This is a genomic window from Bradyrhizobium sp. 23, assembly GCF_023073295.1.
Taxonomy (GTDB): Bacteria; Pseudomonadota; Alphaproteobacteria; order Rhizobiales; family Xanthobacteraceae; genus Bradyrhizobium; species Bradyrhizobium canariense_D.
Genome location: NZ_JADPJF010000064.1, coordinates 489,397 through 510,247, shown reverse-complemented (window position 1 = coordinate 510,247; position 20,851 = coordinate 489,397). Strand labels below are relative to the sequence as shown.

Below are 20,851 nucleotides of genomic sequence, written 5' to 3'. Positions count from 1 at the left end.
GGCCGCACGCTCGGGCTGGAGCCGGACGCCGGCAAACAAAAAACGGCGGGGAAATAACCCCGCCGTTCAAATGCGTCCTTCGTGAAAGGCGCAGAATTTTACATGCCCAAAATCTTACATGCCGATGTCGAACACGTTCGGCAATTGGCCCGCCAGAGGCAGCGCGGTGGCGCCCAGGAAGGTCGCCACCATCGCCATCAGGCGACGGTTGTTCTGGCGCTTGCCGCGCATCTGGCCGGCGATCCACTCCAGCATTTCGCTGTTGACCTTGGAGGCATAGGACGGCGCCCAGCTCTCGATGTCGGACTCGGCCGACAGCGCCACGCTGCGCGGCGGCACCTTCAGGCCGGAGGCGCTCGCCGCATAATGGGCCACCGCCTTGGCGAGCAGGTCGTCGAACCGGCCGCCATCGGTCCGTTCGGTCGCTGCTTCGTTGATCTCGAACAGCACTTCGGCCTCAGTGCGGCTGACCGGCTGGTCGTTGACGGCCGTGGCGGTCAGAATGCGGGCGCACCAAGCGGTGTCATCGGCATCGAGCGAGCGGGAGAAGTGCACCCTTCCCTTGGTGGTCGGGCCTTCGCCCGTGATCACGCCGTCGCGCACGATGGTCAGTGCATGGGCCGAGGTATCGCGGCAGGATGGTTCGAGGGACGGTGACTCAACAGACTTATGCGCAGCGGCAGACATAGTTCACTTCCAGATTTCTTCTGATCGGCCAGCATTTTCATGCCGGCGTAAAGGGGTGGTTAATGATTCGGTACCGGGATCGCGACTCTTTGAGATAGTTGCCAATTGGTCGCTGTCAGGACCATTTTGGTTCTGGCAAGCGCCGGGCGAGCGTGATGGAAGTCATAAAAGGCTTTCTCGGGGCAATCACGCCCGTATAGCCCCGGTGGAGATGTTTCGCCGCGGGCGCGGCTGTAACAAAAAGGTGCTAGGAAATCAGGCCTTCAAAGAAGGAATTCACATTTTACTTGAAGCGGTTCAGTTAGCGTTCACTTGGGATCGCGGAGACCCTATAATGGCCGCGACGGTCAAAGATGAATTCGCAAGTAAATTCAATAACATGAGGTAGAACCATGACACTTCCGATTGGCACCACCGCCCCCGACTTCGAAGCCGAGACCACCGAAGGGAAGATCAAGTTCCACGACTGGATCGGCAATAGCTGGGCGCTGCTGTTCTCGCACCCGAAGGACTTCACACCGGTTTGCACGACCGAGCTCGGCGCGCTGGCCAAGCTGAAGCCGGAATTCGACAAGCGCGGCGTCAAGCTGATGGGCCTCTCGGTTGATCCGGTCGACCGCCATTCCAAATGGTCGGAGGACATCAAGGAGACGCAAGGCGCGGCCCCGAACTATCCGATGATCGGCGACACCGATTACAACGTCTCCAAGCTCTACGGCATGCTGCCGGCCGCGATTTCGGGCGATCCCCTCACCCGCACGGCCGCCGACAACCAGACGGTCCGCAACGTCTTCATCATCGGGCCGGACAAGAAGATCAAGCTGGTGCTGGTCTATCCGATGACGACGGGTCGGAACTTCCAGGAGATCCTCCGCGTGATCGACTCGCTCCAGCTCACCGCCAAGCACCGCGTCGCGACCCCGGCCGACTGGTCGCAGGGTGACGACGTCATCATCGCGGGCTCGGTCTCCAACGACGAGGCCAAGACGATCTACCCGCAAGGCTGGAAGGAGCCGAAGCCCTACATCCGGATCGTGCCGCAGCCGAAATAACGGAACTGTCATTCCGGGCGATGCGTCAGCGCCGCCCGGGACGACGATGTTAGCTCTTACGCCGCGCGCACGCGTTCGAGGAAGCCCTCGACCTCGGCCTTCAGGTGCAGGCTCTCGCCCGACAACGCCTGGGCGGAGGCAAACATCCGGCTGGACGTCTCACCGGTCTCGTTCGCACCCTCGGCGGCCTGACGGACGTTGACGGCGACATCGGCCGTGCCCGATACCGCCGCGCGAACGCTGGCGACGATGTTTTGGGTCGCGCTCTTCTGCTGCTCGACCGCCGCCGAGATCGAGCCCGCGATGCCGCTGATGCGCTCGATGGTCTGGCTGATCGCCTTGATGGCGACAACCGATTCCTCGGTCGCAAGCTGCATGCTGGCGATCTGGTTCGAGATCTCGTCGGTCGCCTTGGCAGTCTGGCCGGCGAGCGTCTTGACCTCCTGGGCCACCACCGCAAAACCGCGGCCGGCATCGCCCGCGCGCGCGGCCTCGATGGTCGCGTTCAGTGCCAGCAGGTTGGTCTGCTCGGCGATCGAGGTGATCAGCTTGACGACATCGCCGATGCGCGCGCCCGCCTCGGAGAGCTGCGCGATGCGCTGATCGGTCGCCTCGGCCTGCCGCACGGCCTCAGCGGAAATGACGTTCGATTCCTGCACCCGCCGGGTGATTTCGGAGATCGATTGAGACAGCTCGTCCGAGGCCGACGCCGCCGAACGCACGTGCTCGGAGGCGCTTTCGGAAGCTCCGGCCGACCGCGCCGACAGATCGGCGGTGGAGCGCGCAGTGTCGGTGAGCTGCCGCGCCGTCCGCTCGAATTCGCCTGACGATGTCAGCACCTTGTCGAGAATGCCGCCGACACCGCCCCGGAACTCCTCGACGAAATTGCGCAGCTCGGATTTGCGCTGCTCGGCGGCCGCAGCCGAAGCGGCCGCCTGCTCGCTGCGCATCCGCGCCCGCTCCTGCGAATTGCTCCTGAACACCGCGACCGTGCGGGCGATCTCGCCGATCTCGTCGGCGCGATTCTCGCAATCGATCTCGACGTCGCTCTGGCCTTCGGCGAGCGCGGTCAGCGAGCGCGTCACTGAGGTGAGCGGCTTGGTGACGCGGCGGACGACCAGCAAGGTCAGAACCAGCACCAGCAGCGCCGCGAGCCCGGCGGCGATCGCCATGCTTTCGATGGTGTGGGCCAGCATGCTCTCGAATTGGGCCATCGGGATGCCGACATAGAGGATGCCGGCGACCTTGCCGCTGGCGTCGGCGATCGGGAAATAGGCGGTCATGAAGGACTTGCCGAACAGGGTGGCCGGGCCCTTGTAGGCCTCGCCACGACGCAGCAGCGCCTGAGCCGGATGATCGGCGGCAAGCTGGGTCCCGACGGCGCGGTCGCCATTTTCCTTCTTCACGTTGGTCGACCGCCGCACGAACTGCCCGCTCGCATCGTCGAACACGAACAGGGTCGCGTTGCCGCCGACATAGGACACCGCGCGATCGACGATGGCGTGATCCCTGAAGTCCGGCATCTTGGGAATCTCGGCGCGCGCCACCGCGCCATCCCGCATCGTGATCTTCGCATCGGGAACGATTTCGGCAAAGGCCAGGGCCAGCGTCCGCAGGCTAACCTCGATGTCGCGGAGCGCGCGATCGTTGAAAGCGGAGCTGAGCGACCAATAGCCGGCGCCAACCACGAGCACCGTATTCATGGCGATCAGCAACACCGCGCACAGGAGCGCCTTGGTGCCAAGTTTGAATTGCGGCAGAAACTTCGCCGTTGCACGATTAGACATGAAGGGAATGACTCCTGTAATTCCTGCATATTCGTGCAAGCGGCTTACAGTCACATTAACGGCGGTTCCAATCGCCGCCCCCGCGACATGCTTGCCAAATCGTTAACGAGGACGCCCTGACCACGCCCAGAACTACGCTAAGGACTACGCCAAGCGCTCCGCCCAGCATCGTCTGGTTTCGCGACGACCTCCGCCTGTCCGACCACCCCGCCCTCCGCGCTGCCGCCAAGAACGCTGCGAAGACCGGCGCGCCGGTGATCTGCCTCTATGTGCTGGACGATGCGGCCGGGCGAGCGCCGGGCGCCGCGGCGCGTTGGTGGCTGGCGCAGTCGCTGCGGGCGCTCGGCGCCGACATTGCCACCCGCGGCGGATCGCTGATCCTGCGCAAGGGGCCGGCAGCCAGGGTGATCGCGGAGGTGGCGCGTGAGAGCGGAGCCCGCACGGTCTACTGGAACGGGATCGCACAGCCGCATCAGGCGGTTGAGCGGCAGCTCGAAGCGGCGCTGGCAAAGCTCGGCGTGGACTCGCAAAGTTTCCCCGGCGACCTGCTCGCTCCGCCCGCGGCAATCCGCAACAAGGCCGCGGCTTGCGCGTGTTCACGCCATTCTGGCGGCGCGTGCTGGCGCTCGGCGATCCGCCAAAGCCCCTGCCGGCGCCGAAGGACCTGCGTCCTGCGCCGACGGTCGCCAGTGACACGCTGGAGACCTGGAAGCTCGAGCCTGGCAAGCCAGATTGGGCCGGCGGCCTGCGCGAGACATGGACCCCGGGCGAAGCTTCCGCCCGCGCTCGCCTGCGCGACTTCCTCAAGCACACCGCACAAGGCTATGTCGGCGATCGCAACCGCCCGGACCGCGAGGGCACCTCACATCTGTCACCGCATTTGAGATTCGGCGAGCTCAGCCCGCGCCAGGTCTGGCACGCCGCGCGGTTCGCCGCGGCGGAAAATCCCGCGATCGGACCCGGCGTCGACAAGTTCCTGAGCGAGCTCGGCTGGCGTGAGTTCTGCCGGCACCTGCTGCACGACCATCCCAACCTTGCCTCCGAAAACCTGCAAGCGAATTTCCACGGCTTCCCATGGAAGCCCGACGCCAAGGCGCTCGCCGCCTGGCAGCGCGGCCGCACCGGCTATCCCATCGTCGACGCCGGCCTGCGCGAACTCTGGCACACTGGCGTGATGCACAACCGGGTCCGAATGGTGGTCGCCTCGTTCCTGGTCAAGCACCTCCTGATCGACTGGCGCGCCGGCGAAACCTGGTTCTGGGACACGCTGGTCGATGCGGATGCCGGCAGCAATCCCGCCAACTGGCAGTGGGTCGCGGGCTGCGGCGCCGACGCGGCGCCCTATTTCCGCGTGTTCAATCCGGTGCTCCAGGGCGAGAAGTTCGACCCGGATGGAGCCTATGTGCGACGCTGGGTGCCCGAGTTGAAGGATGTGCCACCCGAGCTGATCCATCAGCCCTGGCAGGCGACACCGATCGAGCTTGCGAGCGCCGGCGTCACGCTCGGCAAGAGCTATCCGCATCCGATCGTCGATCATGTCAAGGGACGAGAGCGCGCGCTCACCGCCTACGCAAAGATCCGCAAAGGTTGAGCGTTGCTTTGACACAATTATGAAACGCGCTATCGTCACCGCTCCATGCAAACCGTGGGGGACGATATGGACGACGACAAGCCGATCACCGAACAGGCGATGGACACGATCACCACCGCCGTGGAAGCGACCAAGGACGCCGCTGTCACTGCGGTGAAGCAGGTCAGGAAAGCCGCCAAGAAGGCTGCGAAGAAGGTAGCGCCGAAGAAGGCGTCCAAGAAGAAAGCCAAGAAGGCTCCGAAGAAAACTTCGAAGGCCACCAAGAAGACTTCGAAGAAAGCTGCAAAGAAGTCGTCAAAGAAGGCGGCCAAGAAAACAGCAAAGAAGGCCACCAAGAAAGCTGCCAAGTCGAAAAAGAAGGCCACGAAGGCCAAGCGCTGATCGCAACGCTCAAGTCTCCGGGGGCGGACGCGCCCGGAGACGGCTCCAGCGATACCCTACCCTCACCGCTTGGCTGCGCGCCGGCCCGGGTGATGCTCGCCTTGCGGATCGCGAAATTCGCTGCGATGGCCGCGCCGGTCCTCGGCGTTGAAGCGCCGGCGCTTCTCGGGCGAGCCGAACTGCTTGATCAATCTCCTGCCGTTCACCTTTTTGATGACGTAGCCGCCCTCGGTCATCGAGAACGGCTCCTTGAGCAATCCCATGTGGTCGAACTTCGTGCCGCGGGGATGCTTGAAGGGTTCGAACCAGGACGGATAAACGAAGTTCGACATCGGGAGATCGTTGACGACGAAGGCGTCCTCTTCCACTGCGTCGCAGACCTCGTAGGCGTATTGGGTGTGCCGGGTCTTGTCGGCCCACAGATTGGCCATAGGGTCGAGCACCATCTCGAACAGCTCATGCGAGGCTGCCAGACTGACCGGATCGTCCTTGGACAGCGCCTTGAGGAAGATCTTCGAGATCGGCTGTCCCCGATGCGTCAATTCATGCCGCCCGAGGAAATTCTTGTGGGTCGCATCGTCGAAATAGACCAACTGCCAGTCAGTGGGCTTCGGCTTGCGGGTAACGTCGAGATCGACGGGGTAGCCCTAGACCGGCAGGAAGTGCTCGTCATAGCATTTCTGCAGCGCGGCCGTGAGCCGCGCCATCATCTGCTCGCTCATCATCTCCTCTGCATAATTAATGCAGGCAATCCGGACTGGCTTCAGGGACCTGCCAAGCAATGCGCGTCTCGCCTTCTTCATGGAAAATCACCTGTGAAAGGGCACTGAAATGCGCCGACCCTAGCACGAACGTGCCGCGCACGTTAGGGATGTATTCCGGAGGCCCGGCTCGCCGGTCCTAGAAGCGTCGGTTGACCACGAACACCGCGGCCGCGCACATCACCATGCCCGCGATCGCCAGCGCATCGAGCTTTTCTCCGAACAGCAGATAAGCCATCAGCGCCGTCACGGCGGGCACCAGATAGAACAGGCTTGCAACAGACGTGGCGGCGGCCTGGCGGATCAGCCAGTACAGCAGCCCGATCGACCCGATCGAGAGCGCCACGGCGAGCCAGGCCAGCGCGAGCATGAACTCGCGCGTCCAGTGCACCACGCGGTCCTCGAACAGGAACGCGCCAATCGCGAAGAAGATCGTGACGGACACGTACTGCACGAGATTGCCGGCGCGCCAGTCGATGTGGTTGCAGTAGCGGCGCTGATAGAGCGTGCCGAGCGTGATGCTGATCAGCGAGACCACCGAGGCGAGCCAGCCGAGCCCGGCTTCGCCGGTCATGGGACGGCCGTGCAGGATCAGCACCACGCCGCCGAGGCCAAGCACGAGCCCCGCCCATTGCACCGGCGTCACCTTCTCCCCGAGCCAGCGGTTGGCGATGGTCGAGGTCAGGATCGGCTGAAGGCCCGGAATGAGCGCGGAGAGCCCGGCCGGAATCGAGTGAGCGATCGCGATTGCGGTGCCGCCGAGATAGAAGCCATGGACGAGAATGCCCGCGACTGCGCTGTGCGCGATGCCGATACGATCCGGCCATTTCGGTCGCGCGATCGCGACGATGATCGCCATCAGACCGACCACGAACGCCATGCGGATGGCGAGGTAGGTCAAGGGATCGGCATTGTTGACGACGTATTTGGTGCCGATGAAGCCCGTGCTCCAGAGCAGGACGAACATGATCGGCGCGGCGCGGGCGGCCAGGGCTTCTTGATTGTGGTTCATTGCCGCCCTCATTGCCTCACAGGGGGCCGATGCGGCAATGCGAATTTCGGCCAATTTCGTCCGGGCGATGCTGCGCTGCGACGGACCGGACGGCTCAGCGGCTCACCATTCGTCCGGACACGGATCGATGATCTTCCAGAGCTCGACGCCGTTCTTGATCTTTTTCATGTCGGTGGTGAGCCCGCCATTGCGGCGAATCCAGTCCTTCACCGTGTCGGGGTAGTAGGCCATCAGGTCGGACGTCCCCTCCGCGCTGGTGACCTTGATGCCGAAAGTGAAGGCCTTGTCGTAGTAAGCCTGGTGGAAGCCGAGGCTGGCGCGCGGCGTCACGCAGATCTTGTTCATCGGCACGATGCCGAGCACCAGGGTGCAGGCCGAGTTGCAGATGCCGTCGATGATGACGCGTTCGCCCTTCTCGCGGACGCGCTTGTACTTGGCCTTGTACTCCTCGACATAGCCGCCGTGGTCGCGGGTAATATGCAGCTCGGCCCGCGCCGGCGTGGCGGCGACGACCGAGAGCAACAGCAGGCTCAGAAGCGTGATGCGCATGGCGAGGTGACGGCGAAAGCCTTCAGGAATGGACCGGTCTATGAACCCCGAGAAGCCGGCAACAGGAGTCTTGAGCTAATTCTCTTTGGTCATACTTGTGTGGGGAATTCGTTAAGCATCTCGAAAAGGCCAAAAATGGGCAAGTCCGGACCACAGAACCGGCAATTCTGTCACACCCACCCCGGAATCTGCGGGATTGGCGTCGATTTCCGGGCTGCAGACGGGTGTTCCGGCCGCCCGAACTGGCTATAAACGGCTGACCTATTCGTGCGGGTTCCGGAGATTCGAGATGAGCAAGTTGAAGCTTGTAGCCGCGGTTGCTGTCCTGTCGGCCGCAATCCTTGCCCCTGGCCTCGCAGAGGCGCGGGGATACCACCGGTACCATCGCCACTACACGAACCCGCTGCCCTACCCGATCAGCTATCTGCACAATTACGGGCCCGGCATTACGCCCGGGACGTTCGCCTTTTACGACGGCCCGTCGACCAACCATTGCTACCAGAGCGCAGCCGCCTATGTCGGCCAGGACCGCCGTCGGCACCCCTGCTTCTGAGGGGTGCAGGCGGGTCCTCTGCGGGGGCCGCTATTTGGCGGCGCGGACAGCAGTAATTGCTTCTCGATCTCGTAGACCGGCAGTTTGACGAGGTCCTTGCCGACCTCGCCCTGGAGTGCCTTGCGCACCACATCCGAACAATCGGCGCGAATCATCCCAAGCGCACGCGGCGAGGCCACCATGGTCAAGGCCGAGGTTCTCGCCTGAGCTGACGGCGGCATCGAGCCGTCCGGCCAGGCCGCGCAGGAAGGCGCGCTCGGCCTCGTCGTGCCAATCAGTCTGCTCCACCGAGCTGCGCGTGCTACCGGCCGCGCCGTGGAGCCTGCCCGGCGCGTCGGTCCCTTGCGCACCGGTCGAGGGATTGGGCTGTTCGTGCACCTCCCTGGTGTGGAGGTTCGGAAACATCTCGTCGCCGAGGTTTTCCAGAATAAGCGCCTTGCGCCCGTCGCACACGACCAGCCAGTCACCCTTGTCGATTCTCATTTGGTCCATTGCACAGCTCCAAAGCCACCTCGCTAGCCAGCTCATCGAAATGCTCGAAAGCTGGCCACGACGCCAAGCTTAGGGACGAAGCTGCACCGACGAATTGCGCGGGATCAAGGATGGCGGCGATGTCCTGCGGAGCGCAACGCAAGCGTTGCATTGGTCAAGAGCGCGAACCTGGGATAGTCTGGCGGAGCTAAAGGTCAGGCCTGCGGCGGGCTGGGCTGAAGACCTGTTCATCAGCATTACATTTCGGTCCCGCCACAATTTGATCAGAACAAACTTCGATATCCCTGTATTGCGTAAGCGGAGAAAGACATCATGAAGCTTAGAATTGGCCTCGTCGCCGCGTCCCTGTTGGGTGCGTTGGTCGCATCATCGGCGGCGTCTGCCATGCCCATCGCGCCTGCTCCTGCGATGCCGCAGGTCTCCGACGTCGAGCAGGTCCGCATGGTCTGTGACGCCTGGGGACGCTGCTTCTGGCGCCCGAACTACTATGGATACTACGCCCCGCGGCCCTATTACGGTCCCCGATATGCACCGCGCTTTTACGGTGGCCCTCGCTATTACGGACCACGCTATCGCCGCTGGTGATTCTAAAGGGGCCCTTCGGGGCCCCTTCGCTTTTGCGAGATCAAGGATGTTGGTCTGGAGTCATTCCAAAACTGATCTAGATCAAAGACGCAATCCGCCACGCCGTCATTCTCCGACGATGGTCGATTTGATCGTTTTTCGATGTCCCCAGACGGGTATGAATGTGCAGACACGTCTGGAGAAGCAACTGAGACAGGAGGCGCAGAGCTTTGCCTCCTTCGCCTGTCCCGCCTGCACGCGGCTCCATTTCATCGACCTCGCATCCGGCCAGCCGATGACTCGGGACCGTTGACGGCGACATCGATCCGCCAAGCTTCATGCCATGATGTCCGCAATACTACGGCCCGGAATCCGGTTTACTGAAGCGCGATGTTTCGCCATTGATGGCGATGTTCCGACGTTCATTTGATTGTCATATTGCAGCAGACGGTCGCACGCATGTTGTTCGACGCCCTCGCCCCATCCTCGGCGCTTCAATTGATCGGCTTTGCCGACGTCGATGCGTTTCGGCCGATCGAGTCGATGGAGGATGCGAGAAGCATTCCGCTCGACGTCCGGAATTTCGCGGCGGCTCGTGCTGTCGTCTCCCTGCCCGGCTGCCGCATCGTCATGATGCGCTCGTTCGCGCGCATCCTCGACGCCGCCTATCGGATGCCCGGGGGGATGGTGATCCTGCCCATGACGGACGACCTTCAGGTCAATTCCAAGGGCATGGATCTGGACACGCGTTTCTTCATCGCGCTCCGCGGCAGCGATGAATGCCATTTCGTCGAGCGCCGGACCAATCATCATGCGATGATCATCTTCTCACCCGGCATGAGCGACCGGGGCTGGTTCGATCAGGCGGACGACTTGCGGGCCTATGTCGCGAACCGCCCCGCTTTGCTCCACATTCGGCAGCTCCTGCTCGACATTCTGCGAACCGCGTCGGTGCAGCCGGCCCTGTTCGAAACGACCGAGGTCGCCGCCCATCTCCAGGAAGGCCTGCTGCTCGCGCTCGACGATCTGTTTCGCATTGATTCGCTCTCGGACCGGAGTGCCTCCGTCCAGGGCGAGCGGTCGATCAAACTCGTGCAGCGGATCGACGATTACGTCGCAGCACATCCGACTGCTCCGATCTATACCGCCGATCTCGCCGGCGAGTTTGGCGTCTCGATCCGGACGCTCGGCGGCGCCGTCAGCAAGGTGCGTGGCATGAGCCTGCATCAATACATTCGCCTGAAAAAATTGTGGGCGACGCGGTCTCGCCTTCTCAAAGGCGGGGGTGCCAACGTCGCCACATGCGCGCGCGCCCAAGGCTTTCACCATTTGGGGGAGTTTGCCGCAGCTTACCGCGCGACCTTCCACGAAGCGCCGTCCGACACGCTGGCACGGGGCCGGCAAGCCGGTCCGACGGCACGCTGACCAGATAGGCTCCGGCCTTCCGACGCGGCGCGCGCCTCAAGGGAACCAGTTCCTTCGAACCGCTTATCCAAGCAGTGCGCCGGCGGCGCACTGAAGCACCCCGCGCCCCACACGCGGGTTTTTTCTCGCCGTCAACCAAGTGGTTCAGGAAAAAAATGTCTATCAGCCGCAACGTATTGTTTCTGATCATCGGTGCTCTGGTCGTCACGGCGGCCGTGCTCGGCTACAATCTCTACCAGACGAAGAAGCAGCCCGATGGCCTGCAAATCAATGTCGGTCCCAACGGGCTGAAGATCCAAGGCAAATAGAGGCGGCTCACGGCCTCGCGCCAGATCCGAGAAAACTCTGGCCCTGCAAGTGGCGCGCTCGGAGAGATTCGAACTCCCGACCCTCGGAATCGAAATCCGATGCTCTATCCAGCTGAGCTACGAGCGCCGTGGCCCAGATCTTGGACCGTAACCGAGACGCCCCAGATAGGTGCTGGCGAGCCAGCAGGCCGGGCGACGTTCGGATGGGTTCGAATTAGCAGAGAGGCCGGCCAATAAAAAGCCCTTCCGGCCTCGATTCGAGACGGGTCAGACCCGCCCTCACCAGGTGCTGTTGAAGAAGCCGAAATGCGGCTGCTGCGCCATCACCATCATCGGCCGCCCTTGCTGCGGCACCGGATGCGTTCTGGCGACCTTGCGCTTGGGCTGCTGCGCCGGGGTCTGAGGAGGCTGGGCCTGCGCCTGAACTTGCGGCTGAATTTGCGTCTTGGCCTCGGTCTTCTTGACCGCAGCGGTATCGGCCTTCGCGGCCGGCGTGAATTGGGCGAACGTCTCGCGGACCCGCGCCTTGGCTGATATCTCGGCCAAAGCGGGTGACATGCTCTCCACGGGCGGCTGGGGAGCCGCGACGGCGGCGATCTTCGCCGCAAGCGTCGGCTGACTGGTGTCGAGTACGACACGCTCCGGCAGGTGGCGATCGGACCGGATCCGAATCAACGGCTGTTCGTTGCTTGCGGTTGCGATAGCCTGCGTCACAGGCGAAGTCGGCAGAACGTAGTTCGCCGCGAACAGCAGTGCGAGCAAGGCTCCACCGACGAAGAAGAAATACCGAAAGATGGGCATTGGCCACGCTCCGCCCGCCGCATCCCCGCGTGGGCTCTCCGCCTTAACAGGCGATCATTTAATTAGTTCCTGGCCCAGCCGTTCGGTTCAAATGGCGACGCCAAGTTTTTCGGCCAACCCCCAGGACAGTAACTTTTCCGCTACCCGGCACTGCCGGCCTTAGGTCCGGCGTGCTGCCACAAGCGAACACTTCGCCTGATCGGCATTCACGTTGACGAAGCCGACAGGAATGCGCGCAAAAGTCTTGCGGCTCTTCATGCTGACCGGATCCGCCAGAACGCGGGTGCGGTCGGTGAGATGACTGCCATCACGCCGCGCAAAAGCGCAGACGATCTCGACATCCTTTACGGCATAGTCGTTGTCGTTGCGCAGCGTGAGCGTCACCAGCGCCTTCGATCCAAGGCCGCCGCGGCGCCAGGTCTGAGATGAAATCCTGATCCGGCCGAGTTCTGCCATTGTCGGAATCTGAGCTTCGGAGGCCGGCGACACGGCGACCGCATCGCGCGAAGGCGCCGTCTCGACGGCTGCCACGTCAGACCTCACCGGTTCGGCACTGTTGCCTCTGGAGACGGGGAGCAGCATCCAGATGCCGCAACCGACGATGATGGCCGCCAACAGCCACAGCAGGCCTCGCCCAAATGAAACGCTCGCGATCGTCACCGCCCGCGCCAGTCGTTCGCCGGTCCCGGCGAAACGCCCTAACCCGATGCGGTCAAACCCAGCGCTCATGGTTGCCTCACCGATCGCAGCGGAAGCACGTTTCGACAACGGATTCGGCCACTGCTTACTTAATCCGGAAGGCGAACTAAGGTTCCCGCGCAGCTGCCGAGTCGGCAAGAGCGGTGGCGGTCACGGGCCGAGCCCGCTAACATGCGCTGCAACATCAAGATCCGTCGGGAGAACACGAAATGCCAGTCGTCACTTGGGATCACGTCCATCTGCGCAGCCCCGATCCGGAGGCCACGGCGGCCTGGTTGCGGGACATCCTCGGTGGCGAGATCGTGCAAGCGCCCGGACGGATCGACGTGAATCTCGGAGGCGCAAGGATCTTCATTGCTCCACTCGAGGGCGACAACGTGGTCAACCCGCCGCCGCCGCATCCGCATCAGGGCCTCGACCATTTCGGTCTCACGGTGAAGGACATCGACGCCGTCGCCGCCGAGATCAAGGCCAAGGGCGTCACATTCACACGCGAACCGACCACGATCCGCCCCGGCGTGCGCATCTGCTTCATCCGCGGACCCGAAGGCATCTCCATCGAGCTGCTCGAGCGCGACAAGAAATACACCTGATAAGGCGCGCGCCGCATCGGCTCACCGGTCGTCGTGCCGCCCGGTGCGCCTAAGTCATGCTACCGGGCATGAATCAGCGGACGGCGACGCCCATGTAGCCGTAGATCGGCCAGACCATGGTGCGTCCCAGTCGGTGTCCGAGAGCGCCGAGCCGTCGGCATCGGAGCAACAAGGCCCCTTGCCGCTTCGCAGTCCGTCGAACCAGGCCTTCAATTCGGCATTGGCGTTGACGAACTGGCCGCGGTCGCGCGCGTGGCCGAAGGGGGCCGCGAGTGCGATCAGGGCCAGGACGCATGCTAGGCTCGCCACGGTTCGCCAGCATGCCGCGCCGCCGATCCGCCGTTGTCGTGTTTCGCAAATCGTGGGACGCACACTGTACAGACGCGGCTTCTCGCCGCTGGAATCGATCCAGTTGCTCACGTTTGTCTTGCTCCAGCACCCCGCGGCCAGTGCAACAATGGTTATGCATTTCGCGGGCCAACTTGATTCGCAACGACTGGCCTCGCTTCATGATCAGACCGTCATGGCAGTGTCATAGACAAGCCGGGACAATTACGGCTCACGGGCAAGCTCGCAAGGTCGGCGGCCAAACTGCCGCGTTGCGTGGCCGCATGCCCTTTGGCATAAATGCCTACCGGCTACGCCATTGGGCGATGGCGGCCGGCCTCGGGACGTTATGAAGAACGGCCTCTATTCGATTCACGTGAACCTGCTCGATGGTCGGGTCGGCAAGGGCAGCGGCGTGATTCTTTTTCGCGACGGCAAGATTCTTGGCGGCGATGCGTACCTCTATTACACCGGCAGCTACACGGTGAAGGACAACACCTTCAAGGGTGAGGTGCTGGTCCAGCGTCACACCTCGCCGCGGGGCGACGACAATCCGCTGTTCGGCGGGCCTGCCGCGGTCGGCATCGGTATCAGCGGCACGTTCACGGAGACGCGCGGGGACATGACGGGCACCGCGCTGGTCGGCAAGGCCAGCCAGATTTTCGGCGCGACGCTGCACAAGCTTGCGGAGGTCGACTAGGACTTCGGTTCTGATTGAATCAACCAAAGCTCTCAATTGTTGATTCGACGCGTTTTCATCACGCGAACGGCATCCACTTCGCTCGAAAACCGCTAGCTATTCGGCGGCCTGCTCGAGCGGCGCCACGCGCGGCAGGATGATCTGGATACGTGTGCCGCTGCCCGGTTCGGAATCCAGATCGAGCCGTCCGCCGAGCCTGTTCGTGACGATGCTGTAGACGATGTGCAGCCCGAGGCCGGTGCCGCCCTGATCGCGCCGCGTCGTGAAGAACGGATCGAAGGCACGGCGGCGGACGTCGAGCGACATGCCGCAGCCATTGTCGGAGAAGATGATCTCGACATTGTCCTTGCCGGACTCGCGCACCTGGATGTCGATGGTCCCCGGCCGGCCGTCCGGGAAGGCGTGCGCCACCGCGTTGAGAAACAGATTGGTCAGCACCTGGCCGTAGGGTCCGGGATAGCTGTTCATGGTCAGATCAGGCTGGCACTCGACGTTGAGCGTCAGATTGTGCTTGCGAAGGCCGGGCCGCAGACTCATCACCACCTGCTCGGTGAGGTCACCGAGATCGAAGCTGCGCTGGTCCGAATAGTTGCGGTCGGCGGCGACCTGCTTGAACGACTGGATCAGCTCCGCGGCGCGATTGAGATTGGCGACGAGCTGCGAGGACGCGTCGCGGCTGGTATGGAGAAAGTCGTTGAGCGTGGAGCGGCGCAGTTCGCCGCGTTCGACTTCGGCGGTGAACATCGCGGTCTTGCGCTCCAGCGCGGAGGCGACCGTGAGGCTGATGCCGACGGGATTGTTGACCTCGTGCGCGACGCCGGCGACGAGGCGCCCGAGCGCCGCCAGCTTCTCCGCCTCGATCAGCGAGGCCTGGGTCTCGCGCAGATTGCGCAGCGCGGTCTCGGCGGATTCCTTGGCTTTCCGCATCTCCTGCTCGCCGCGCTTGCGCTCGCCGATGTCGAGCGCCACGGTGACGATCCGCTCGATTTCGCCTTCGGCATCGAGCAACGGCAGCTTGTTGACGAGCCATTGCCGCATGTGGCCGGAAGAATCAATGTACTCCTCTTCGTAGAAGCCGAGGCCCTTTCGCAGCGTCAGCACGCGCTTGTCGCTCTCGTCGGACTTGGCCGCGCCGTAGCGCGACATCAGGTCGGCCGTGGTGCGGCCGAGCGCATCGCCGGGCTCGATTCCGAAGATGCCGGCCATGTAACGGTTCATCAGCACGTAGCGCAGGTCGCGGTCCTTGACGTTGATGACCGCTGGCACGGTGTCGATGACCTGCTGGAGCAGGCGCCGTCCTTCGGCAATGGCGTCTTCCGCGCGCTTCTGGTCGGTAATGTCGCGCAGCGTGCCCTCATAGCGGACGATGTTGCCCGCCTCGTCGCGGACGCCGGTGGCACTGTCGGACAGCCACAGGATGTCGCCGCCGCGCTGGCGCACCTGGTATTCGAACTCGCGCACCATGCCGTCGCGTGCCATCAGCCGCTGATATTCGACGCGAGCCTCGGGATTGACGTAGATGGTGTGGGCGATGTCGTTGATGCTGTCGATGAGGTCTTTGGGGCTGTCATAGCCCATCATCCGCGCCAGCGCCGGATTGGCGTTGAGGAGGTCGCCGGCCGGCGTCGTGACATAGATGCCGTCGACCGAGCCCTCGAACAGTTTCCGGTAGCTCTCTTCGGCAAGGCGTTGCTCGGTCAGTGCGCGCACCGCCGCCTCGCGTGCCGTGTCGGCCTCCTCCAGCGCACGGCGGAACACTTCGGCCGCCCGCGCGATGTCGCCGATCTCGTTGTCGAGGTCGGCGGACGGGATCGAGGTGTTCTTCTCGCCGGCTGCGAGCGCGCGGATCGACCGCGCGATCTGGGCGAGCGGACGGACCGTCCGCCGCACCACGAAGCCGGCCGCGAGAATGCCGATCAGCACACCGATGGTACCGAGCACGATGCTCTGCCAGCGCGCCTCCGTCAGCGTGCGGGCAAAGTCGCGCGACAGCACGTGACCGCGCCGGGCGCTGACCTCGCGCAGCAATTCGGTGACACGGCCGATCAGCCGACCCTCGGTTCCCAGCACCTCGCGGTCGATGTCGGCGATCTGCCGTTCACGGACCGCGACCGCGATGATCGCCTCGGCGTACTCGTTGACCGCCGATCTGAGCTTGGGATCAGTGACGCCCATCGCCCGCATGCTCTGCGCCGCCTGCTCGGCCGCGGACGGGTTGCGCGCAAGCAACCCAAGCGCGATCCGGCTCTGCGCTTCCGACAGGCGGGACGCCAGCTCTCGGTCCGCAGTGCCGGAGACAGCTGCGTCGAACTGGTCGCGGAGCGGCGGCAGCCCGGCAAGCAGCTGGGCGCGGCGGTCGATCAAGGTCGAGATCCGCTCCAGGCCGCTGCGATAGGTCGCAAGCCGCTCGCTGACGCCGTCGATCATATCCTGCTGCTCGGGCACGAGCTCGATGCGGGTCTTCTTCAGGATGTCACTGAGCGTCGAAGCCGCCTCGCCCACCTGCTTGAACTGGATGCCGGCGCCAGGGTCGGTGACGAAGTCGCGCGCGGCGAGCCGCAGCTCGTTCATGCGGCGGTCGATGTCCTCGGCGAGGTCGCCGACGCTCTGCAGCCGCTGCAGCTCGGCGAAGGTCGTGTCGATGTGCCGGATCGCGATCACGCTCGCGGTCGAGGTGACGATGATCACCGCCAGCACCAGAAGGAAGCTGCCGAACGTGAGCTGGCCGATGGAGAGCGAGAATGTTCGCTTTTTCTCAGGGGTCGGCGTCAATTCGGCGGACATTGGTGATGTGTGGACCGGGCCATTGGAGCTCCAATATACGACGTATTGCAGTCCCGGGGGAACATGCGTCTGGCCGCCGAATATCCTTAATGTTGAAGCCCTGCCGGCCTCCTTGGCCCCGGTTTTATGACGTTTTGACGTCGGCCGGCCGCCGCGCCGGGATGGTCATGGCGGCGACGCCGAGGACGACGCAGGCAAGGCCGATCCAGGCGGTCCGGCTCAGGCTCTCGCCGAGGAAGGCGACGCTGATGGCAACCCCGATCGGCACGCGGAGATAGGCCTGCGCGGTGGTGCCGACCGAGCCCAGGGTCTGGATCAGGCGGAAATAGATCACGAAGGCCGCGGCCGTCGAGAAGGTCGCCAGCGCGAGCAGCGCCAGCACGGAACTCAGCGAGGGCGACAGCGTCCAGGGCTGCTCGACGATGAGCGAGGCCGGGAGCAGCGCCGCCGCCCCCGCCAGCAACGAGCCGGCCGCGGGCGCCATGGGATCGAGGCCCTTGAAGCCGCGACCGAAGATCGCGGCGCAGGCGTAGCAGATGGCGGCGGCAACGATCGCGGCCTCCGCGACGAGGCCGCTTCCAACATTATGGAAGGCATCGACGCCGACGATCAGCAGGATGCCGGCCATGCCGGCGACCACCCCGACCAGCTTTCGCGGTGTCGTCGCCTCGTGACGCGTCACGACCGCCGTGAGCAGGAAGGTGAAGATCGGGCCGGCCGAGTTGAGGATGGTCGCAAGCGCGGCATCGACGTGGCGCTCGCCCCAGGCGATCAATGTCCAGGGGATCACGCTATTGAGCACGGCTTGGAAGGCGAAGCGTTGCCAGGTCGCGGCATCCGTCGGCAGCCTGATGCCCCGCGCCCACATGATCGCGAGCAGCAGCAGGCCCGCAATCGTGGTGCGCGCCGCGATCAGCGTGATCGGAGGAATGGTGGCGACGCCGAGCTTGATGAAGGTGTAGGAGCCGCCCCAGAGCGTTGCGAGCGCCAGCAGCAGCGCCAGCTCGACGGCGATGTTGTTGTCCTGCCGATTGCCCTGTCGGTTGTCCATGTCGCGCGCTCGATCCCGTTGTCAGGGACGGAACCTAGCGCGTCTGCCCTCGCCGATACTTCGCTTTGTATCGAAGTGTCCTAGCCGATGGCCCCGACCTCGAACACCTCCCCGTCATAGCCGGCCTCGCGGGGAATGCGGAGCTGACGGCCGGTTTCGGTCTTGGTCATGACAGGCATCACCGTCACGACGGACATGCCGCGGGCGTGCTCGAGCGCGGCGCTCACGCTGCCCTGCTTGGCGAGCCGGATCAGATTGCGCGTGGTCGGGAACGGCAGCTTGAAGCGGCCGCTCTCGCCGCCCTCCACCGCCTCGCGTGGCGAGACCCAGATCGAGTCGGTCGATTCCCGGCCATCATGCGCGCCGAGCTGGTCGGGCGGCGCGGCCGCAAGGAAGAACCAAGTGTCGAAACGTTTTGGCATCCCCTCGGGCGTGATCCAGTGTGCGTAAGGCACCAGCGTATCGAGCGCGAGCTGGAGGCCGTTGTCGGCCAGAATGCTCAGGAAGCTGATCTTGTGCTCGTTGAGCGCGACGCGATGCGCATCGGCGATTTCGCCGGCGCGCCTGGCGTCAACAGGCGTGTCCGAATCCTTCGACCGCGCCAGCAGGATGCCGCTTTCCTCAAAGGTCTCGCGGATCGCGGCGATCCGAAAGCCGCGGTCCGCTTCACTCAGCCCCTCGCCGCCCGAATACAGGTCGGAGCGCTTGACGATCTCCTGATCGCCGGCATCGACGCTGCCACCAGGAAACACCAGCGCGCCCGAATTGAACTCGATCTGATGATGGCGAACCATCATGAAGACTTCGATTTCGTCGCGGCTCTTGCCGTCGACCGTCACGCCGTCGCGCAGCAGGAGGATCGTCGACGCAGGGCGTGATGCTGATGCCTCGGCCATTCGACTAACCTGCGGCGCTGGATTGCGGGCCGAGATTGGCGCGCTTGTCGACGCGGGCGACGCGCGACAGCAGGTAATCGACCTCCGCCTTCGCCATCGGGGTGATGGTGGCGCCGGGCTTGCGCTGGGCGCTGGAGGCAATGATGCCGCGCTTCTGCAGCACGTATTTGCGCACGGCAAGGCCCGCGCCGGGCTGCTGCTCGTAGCGGATCAGCGGCAGATGCGCGTCGAACAGATCATGGGCGGCGTCGCGCTTGCCTTCCTTCGAAAGCCGCACGACGTCGATCAGGAGTTCGGGGAAGGCATAGCCGGTCATGGCGCCGTCGGCGCCGCGCTCCATCTCGAAGTCCAGAAAGAGCCCGCCATTGCCGCAGAGGATCGAAAGCGGCCGCAGCGAGCCGTCCTTCTGGAAATTGCGCAGCGTCGAGATCTTTTCCAGCCCCGGCCAGTCCTCGTGCTTGAGCATCACGCAGTTCGGATTGTCGGTGACGATCTTGCGGATCACGGCCGGGGTGAACACCACCGACAAGGTCAGCGGATAGTCCTGGAGCACCCAGGGCACGTCGGGGCCGATGGCCTCGGCCGCCTGCTTGTAATAGCCGACGATCTGGTCGTCGGTCCGCAACGACGGCGGCGGCGCGATCATGACGCCGGCCGCGCCCGCATCCATCGAGGCCTTCGCCAGCGAGCGCATGGTGGCAAAGCCCGGCGCGGAGACGCCGACGATCACCTGCATCTTCTTGGCGCGCTTGACGAAGCGTACCGCCACCTGTTCGGCCTCGGCGGCATCGAGCTTCGGGGCCTCACCGAGGATGCCCAGCACAGTGACGCCGTCGCAGCCGACCTCCTCGTAGAAATCGGTCAGGCGGTCGATCGAGCGCTCGTCGATCCGGCCGTCATCGTGGAACGGCGTCGGCGCGATTGCGAAGGTGCCCTTGGCGTCGGCGGTAAGTTTCATCGTTGTCCTTGTTTCTCTCTGTCGATGGCTAAAACCGCCGCGCCCCCATCTTGATCTGCTCTTCGGAGAAGAAGATCTCGTTGGCATGATCGGCGATGTCCTGGGCCTTCCAGCCCGTGTGCGGCGGCTTCCAGCCGTCCATTTCCATCATCCGCATCTCGCGCACGCCGCGGGGCCCGGACACGCCCAGCACCTTGCCGGTCTGGTCACCGGACAAGTCGCTGACCATGTATAGCACGGCCGGCGCGATGCCGTCCGGACCCAGCGCCGCGCCGGGGTTCTCCTTATAGCGGGGCAGGTCTGCGGTCATGCGGGTCAGCGCGCCCGGCGCAAGCGTCCAGATCCGGATGTTGTATTTGCGGCCCTCGATTGCCAGCACGTTGGACAGGCCCCAGATGCCGCCCTTGGCCGCGCCGTAATTGCTCTGGCCGAAATTGCCGATCAGGCCCGAGGTCGACGAGGTGTTGACGATGACGCCGCCGCCGTTTTCCCGCATCCAGCGAAATACCGGCATGGTGCAACAAAAGGTGCCCTTCAGATGCACCTTGATGACCTTGTCCCAGTCGGACTCAGACGCCTTGGCGAAGGTCTGGTCGCGCAGAATGCCGGCATTGTTGACGAGGATGTCGGCGCGGCCGAAATGCTTGATGGCGTCGTCGAACACCGACTGGCCGCCTTCCATGGTGGAGATGTCGGCGCCGTTGGCGACCGCCTTGCCGCCTTCGGCCTTGATCGCATCCACCACGAGCTGCGCCATCGATGTGTCGGCGCCGGAGCCGTCACGGGGCCCACCGAGGTCGTTGACGACGACGGAGGCCCCTTCCCGCGCGAACAGCTTTGCGTAGGCCTCACCGAGCCCCCCGCCCGCGCCGGTGATCAG

At 64.1% G+C, this 20,851-nt stretch carries 19 protein-coding genes, 1 tRNA gene and 4 pseudogenes; 9 read left to right on the top strand and 15 right to left on the bottom strand.

The genetic code is table 11. The features are described from left to right. Positions 1 to 114: 114 nt before the first annotated feature. Positions 115 to 687 (bottom strand): hypothetical protein, encoded by a 573-nt coding sequence (locus IVB32_RS17705; protein WP_247371800.1) that lies wholly within the window; start codon positions 685 to 687, stop codon positions 115 to 117. A 392-nt stretch (positions 688 to 1,079) separates the two neighbouring features. On the opposite strand from IVB32_RS17705, the gene IVB32_RS17700 reads away from it, so the two are divergent. Beyond that, positions 1,080 to 1,739 (top strand): peroxiredoxin, encoded by a 660-nt coding sequence (locus IVB32_RS17700; RefSeq protein WP_018455274.1) that lies wholly within the window; start codon positions 1,080 to 1,082, stop codon positions 1,737 to 1,739. A gap of 56 nt (positions 1,740 to 1,795) precedes the next feature. Here the strand turns inward: IVB32_RS17700 and IVB32_RS17695 are convergent, their stop codons facing one another. Further along, entirely contained in the window at positions 1,796 to 3,526 is a 1,731-nt protein-coding gene (locus tag IVB32_RS17695; RefSeq protein ID WP_085384253.1) for a Cache 3/Cache 2 fusion domain-containing protein, read from the bottom strand. 194 nt (positions 3,527 to 3,720) lie between these two features. Here IVB32_RS17695 and IVB32_RS17690 point away from each other — a divergent pair. Both IVB32_RS17690 and IVB32_RS17685 read left to right on the top strand, forming a co-directional pair. Next, positions 3,721 to 5,117: pseudogene (locus tag IVB32_RS17690) on the top strand (deoxyribodipyrimidine photo-lyase). A gap of 66 nt (positions 5,118 to 5,183) precedes the next feature. After that, positions 5,184 to 5,498 carry a hypothetical protein gene (locus tag IVB32_RS17685; protein WP_018455277.1) on the top strand — a complete coding sequence of 105 codons (315 nt, stop codon included), beginning with the start codon at positions 5,184 to 5,186 and terminating at the stop codon, positions 5,496 to 5,498. 62 nt (positions 5,499 to 5,560) lie between these two features. Here IVB32_RS17685 and IVB32_RS17680 read toward each other — a convergent pair. The 3 genes and pseudogenes from IVB32_RS17680 to IVB32_RS17670 form a co-directional block, all read right to left on the bottom strand. Next, a pseudogene (locus IVB32_RS17680) lies at positions 5,561 to 6,301 on the bottom strand (hypothetical protein). Positions 6,302 to 6,398: 97 nt separating this feature from the next. Next, positions 6,399 to 7,271 (bottom strand): DMT family transporter, encoded by an 873-nt coding sequence (locus tag IVB32_RS17675; RefSeq protein WP_247385097.1) that lies wholly within the window; start codon positions 7,269 to 7,271, stop codon positions 6,399 to 6,401. A gap of 102 nt (positions 7,272 to 7,373) precedes the next feature. After that, a complete protein-coding gene (locus IVB32_RS17670; protein WP_007603109.1) occupies positions 7,374 to 7,820 on the bottom strand; it encodes a hypothetical protein in 447 nt (148 codons plus the stop codon). Between the two features lie 289 nt (positions 7,821 to 8,109). Here IVB32_RS17670 and IVB32_RS17665 point away from each other — a divergent pair, with 289 nt between their 5' ends. Beyond that, a complete protein-coding gene (locus IVB32_RS17665; RefSeq protein ID WP_018455280.1) occupies positions 8,110 to 8,373 on the top strand; it encodes a hypothetical protein in 264 nt (87 codons plus the stop codon). Between the two features lie 50 nt (positions 8,374 to 8,423). On the opposite strand, the pseudogene IVB32_RS17660 reads toward IVB32_RS17665, so the two are convergent. Beyond that, positions 8,424 to 8,865, bottom strand: a pseudogene (locus IVB32_RS17660) (host attachment protein); the annotation flags it as partial. A 312-nt stretch (positions 8,866 to 9,177) separates the two neighbouring features. Between IVB32_RS17660 and IVB32_RS17655 the strand changes: the two are divergent. The 3 genes from IVB32_RS17655 to IVB32_RS17645 all read left to right on the top strand — a co-directional run bounded on the left by IVB32_RS17655 (position 9,178) and on the right by IVB32_RS17645 (position 11,162). Further along, positions 9,178 to 9,450, top strand: coding sequence for a hypothetical protein (locus IVB32_RS17655; protein WP_085351316.1), 273 nt, complete (start codon positions 9,178 to 9,180; stop codon positions 9,448 to 9,450). 438 nt (positions 9,451 to 9,888) lie between these two features. Continuing rightward, the gene (locus IVB32_RS17650) at positions 9,889 to 10,854 is read left to right on the top strand and encodes a helix-turn-helix domain-containing protein (protein ID WP_247336114.1); all 966 of its coding nucleotides are present in this window, start codon (positions 9,889 to 9,891) and stop codon (positions 10,852 to 10,854) included. A 155-nt stretch (positions 10,855 to 11,009) separates the two neighbouring features. Further along, positions 11,010 to 11,162 carry a hypothetical protein gene (locus tag IVB32_RS17645; protein ID WP_018455284.1) on the top strand — a complete coding sequence of 51 codons (153 nt, stop codon included), beginning with the start codon at positions 11,010 to 11,012 and terminating at the stop codon, positions 11,160 to 11,162. 50 nt (positions 11,163 to 11,212) lie between these two features. Here IVB32_RS17645 and IVB32_RS17640 read toward each other — a convergent pair. The 3 genes from IVB32_RS17640 to IVB32_RS17630 form a co-directional block, all read right to left on the bottom strand. After that, positions 11,213 to 11,289 (bottom strand) — tRNA-Arg (locus IVB32_RS17640). Between the two features lie 152 nt (positions 11,290 to 11,441). Continuing rightward, entirely contained in the window at positions 11,442 to 11,963 is a 522-nt protein-coding gene (locus tag IVB32_RS17635) for a hypothetical protein (protein ID WP_247385095.1), read from the bottom strand. Between the two features lie 159 nt (positions 11,964 to 12,122). Then, on the bottom strand, positions 12,123 to 12,692 hold the full coding sequence (locus tag IVB32_RS17630; RefSeq protein ID WP_018455286.1) for a hypothetical protein: 570 nt from the start codon (positions 12,690 to 12,692) through the stop codon (positions 12,123 to 12,125). A 179-nt stretch (positions 12,693 to 12,871) separates the two neighbouring features. Here IVB32_RS17630 and IVB32_RS17625 point away from each other — a divergent pair, with 179 nt between their 5' ends. Beyond that, a complete protein-coding gene (locus IVB32_RS17625; RefSeq protein WP_085351313.1) occupies positions 12,872 to 13,255 on the top strand; it encodes a VOC family protein in 384 nt (127 codons plus the stop codon). A gap of 73 nt (positions 13,256 to 13,328) precedes the next feature. Here the strand turns inward: IVB32_RS17625 and IVB32_RS17620 are convergent. Next, positions 13,329 to 13,675, bottom strand: a pseudogene (locus IVB32_RS17620) (hypothetical protein). Positions 13,676 to 13,931: 256 nt separating this feature from the next. Between IVB32_RS17620 and IVB32_RS17615 the strand changes: the two are divergent. Then, entirely contained in the window at positions 13,932 to 14,282 is a 351-nt protein-coding gene (locus tag IVB32_RS17615; protein WP_247410800.1) for a GrlR family regulatory protein, read from the top strand. A 96-nt stretch (positions 14,283 to 14,378) separates the two neighbouring features. Here IVB32_RS17615 and IVB32_RS17610 read toward each other — a convergent pair whose 3' ends face one another. The 5 genes from IVB32_RS17610 to IVB32_RS17590 form a co-directional block, all read right to left on the bottom strand. Then, complete coding sequence (locus IVB32_RS17610) at positions 14,379 to 17,066, bottom strand: PAS domain S-box protein (RefSeq protein WP_018455290.1); 2,688 nt, start codon at positions 17,064 to 17,066, stop codon at positions 14,379 to 14,381. A gap of 124 nt (positions 17,067 to 17,190) precedes the next feature. Then, the gene (locus IVB32_RS17605; RefSeq protein ID WP_247410798.1) at positions 17,191 to 18,117 is read right to left on the bottom strand and encodes a DMT family transporter; all 927 of its coding nucleotides are present in this window, start codon (positions 18,115 to 18,117) and stop codon (positions 17,191 to 17,193) included. 80 nt (positions 18,118 to 18,197) lie between these two features. Further along, entirely contained in the window at positions 18,198 to 19,013 is an 816-nt protein-coding gene (locus IVB32_RS17600; protein ID WP_085351311.1) for an NUDIX hydrolase, read from the bottom strand. Positions 19,014 to 19,017: 4 nt separating this feature from the next. After that, entirely contained in the window at positions 19,018 to 19,971 is a 954-nt protein-coding gene (locus IVB32_RS17595; RefSeq protein ID WP_018455293.1) for a dihydrodipicolinate synthase family protein, read from the bottom strand. Positions 19,972 to 19,999: 28 nt separating this feature from the next. Then, positions 20,000 to 20,851: SDR family oxidoreductase (locus tag IVB32_RS17590; protein ID WP_247410797.1), on the bottom strand; the 852-nt coding region annotated here is incomplete at its 5' end.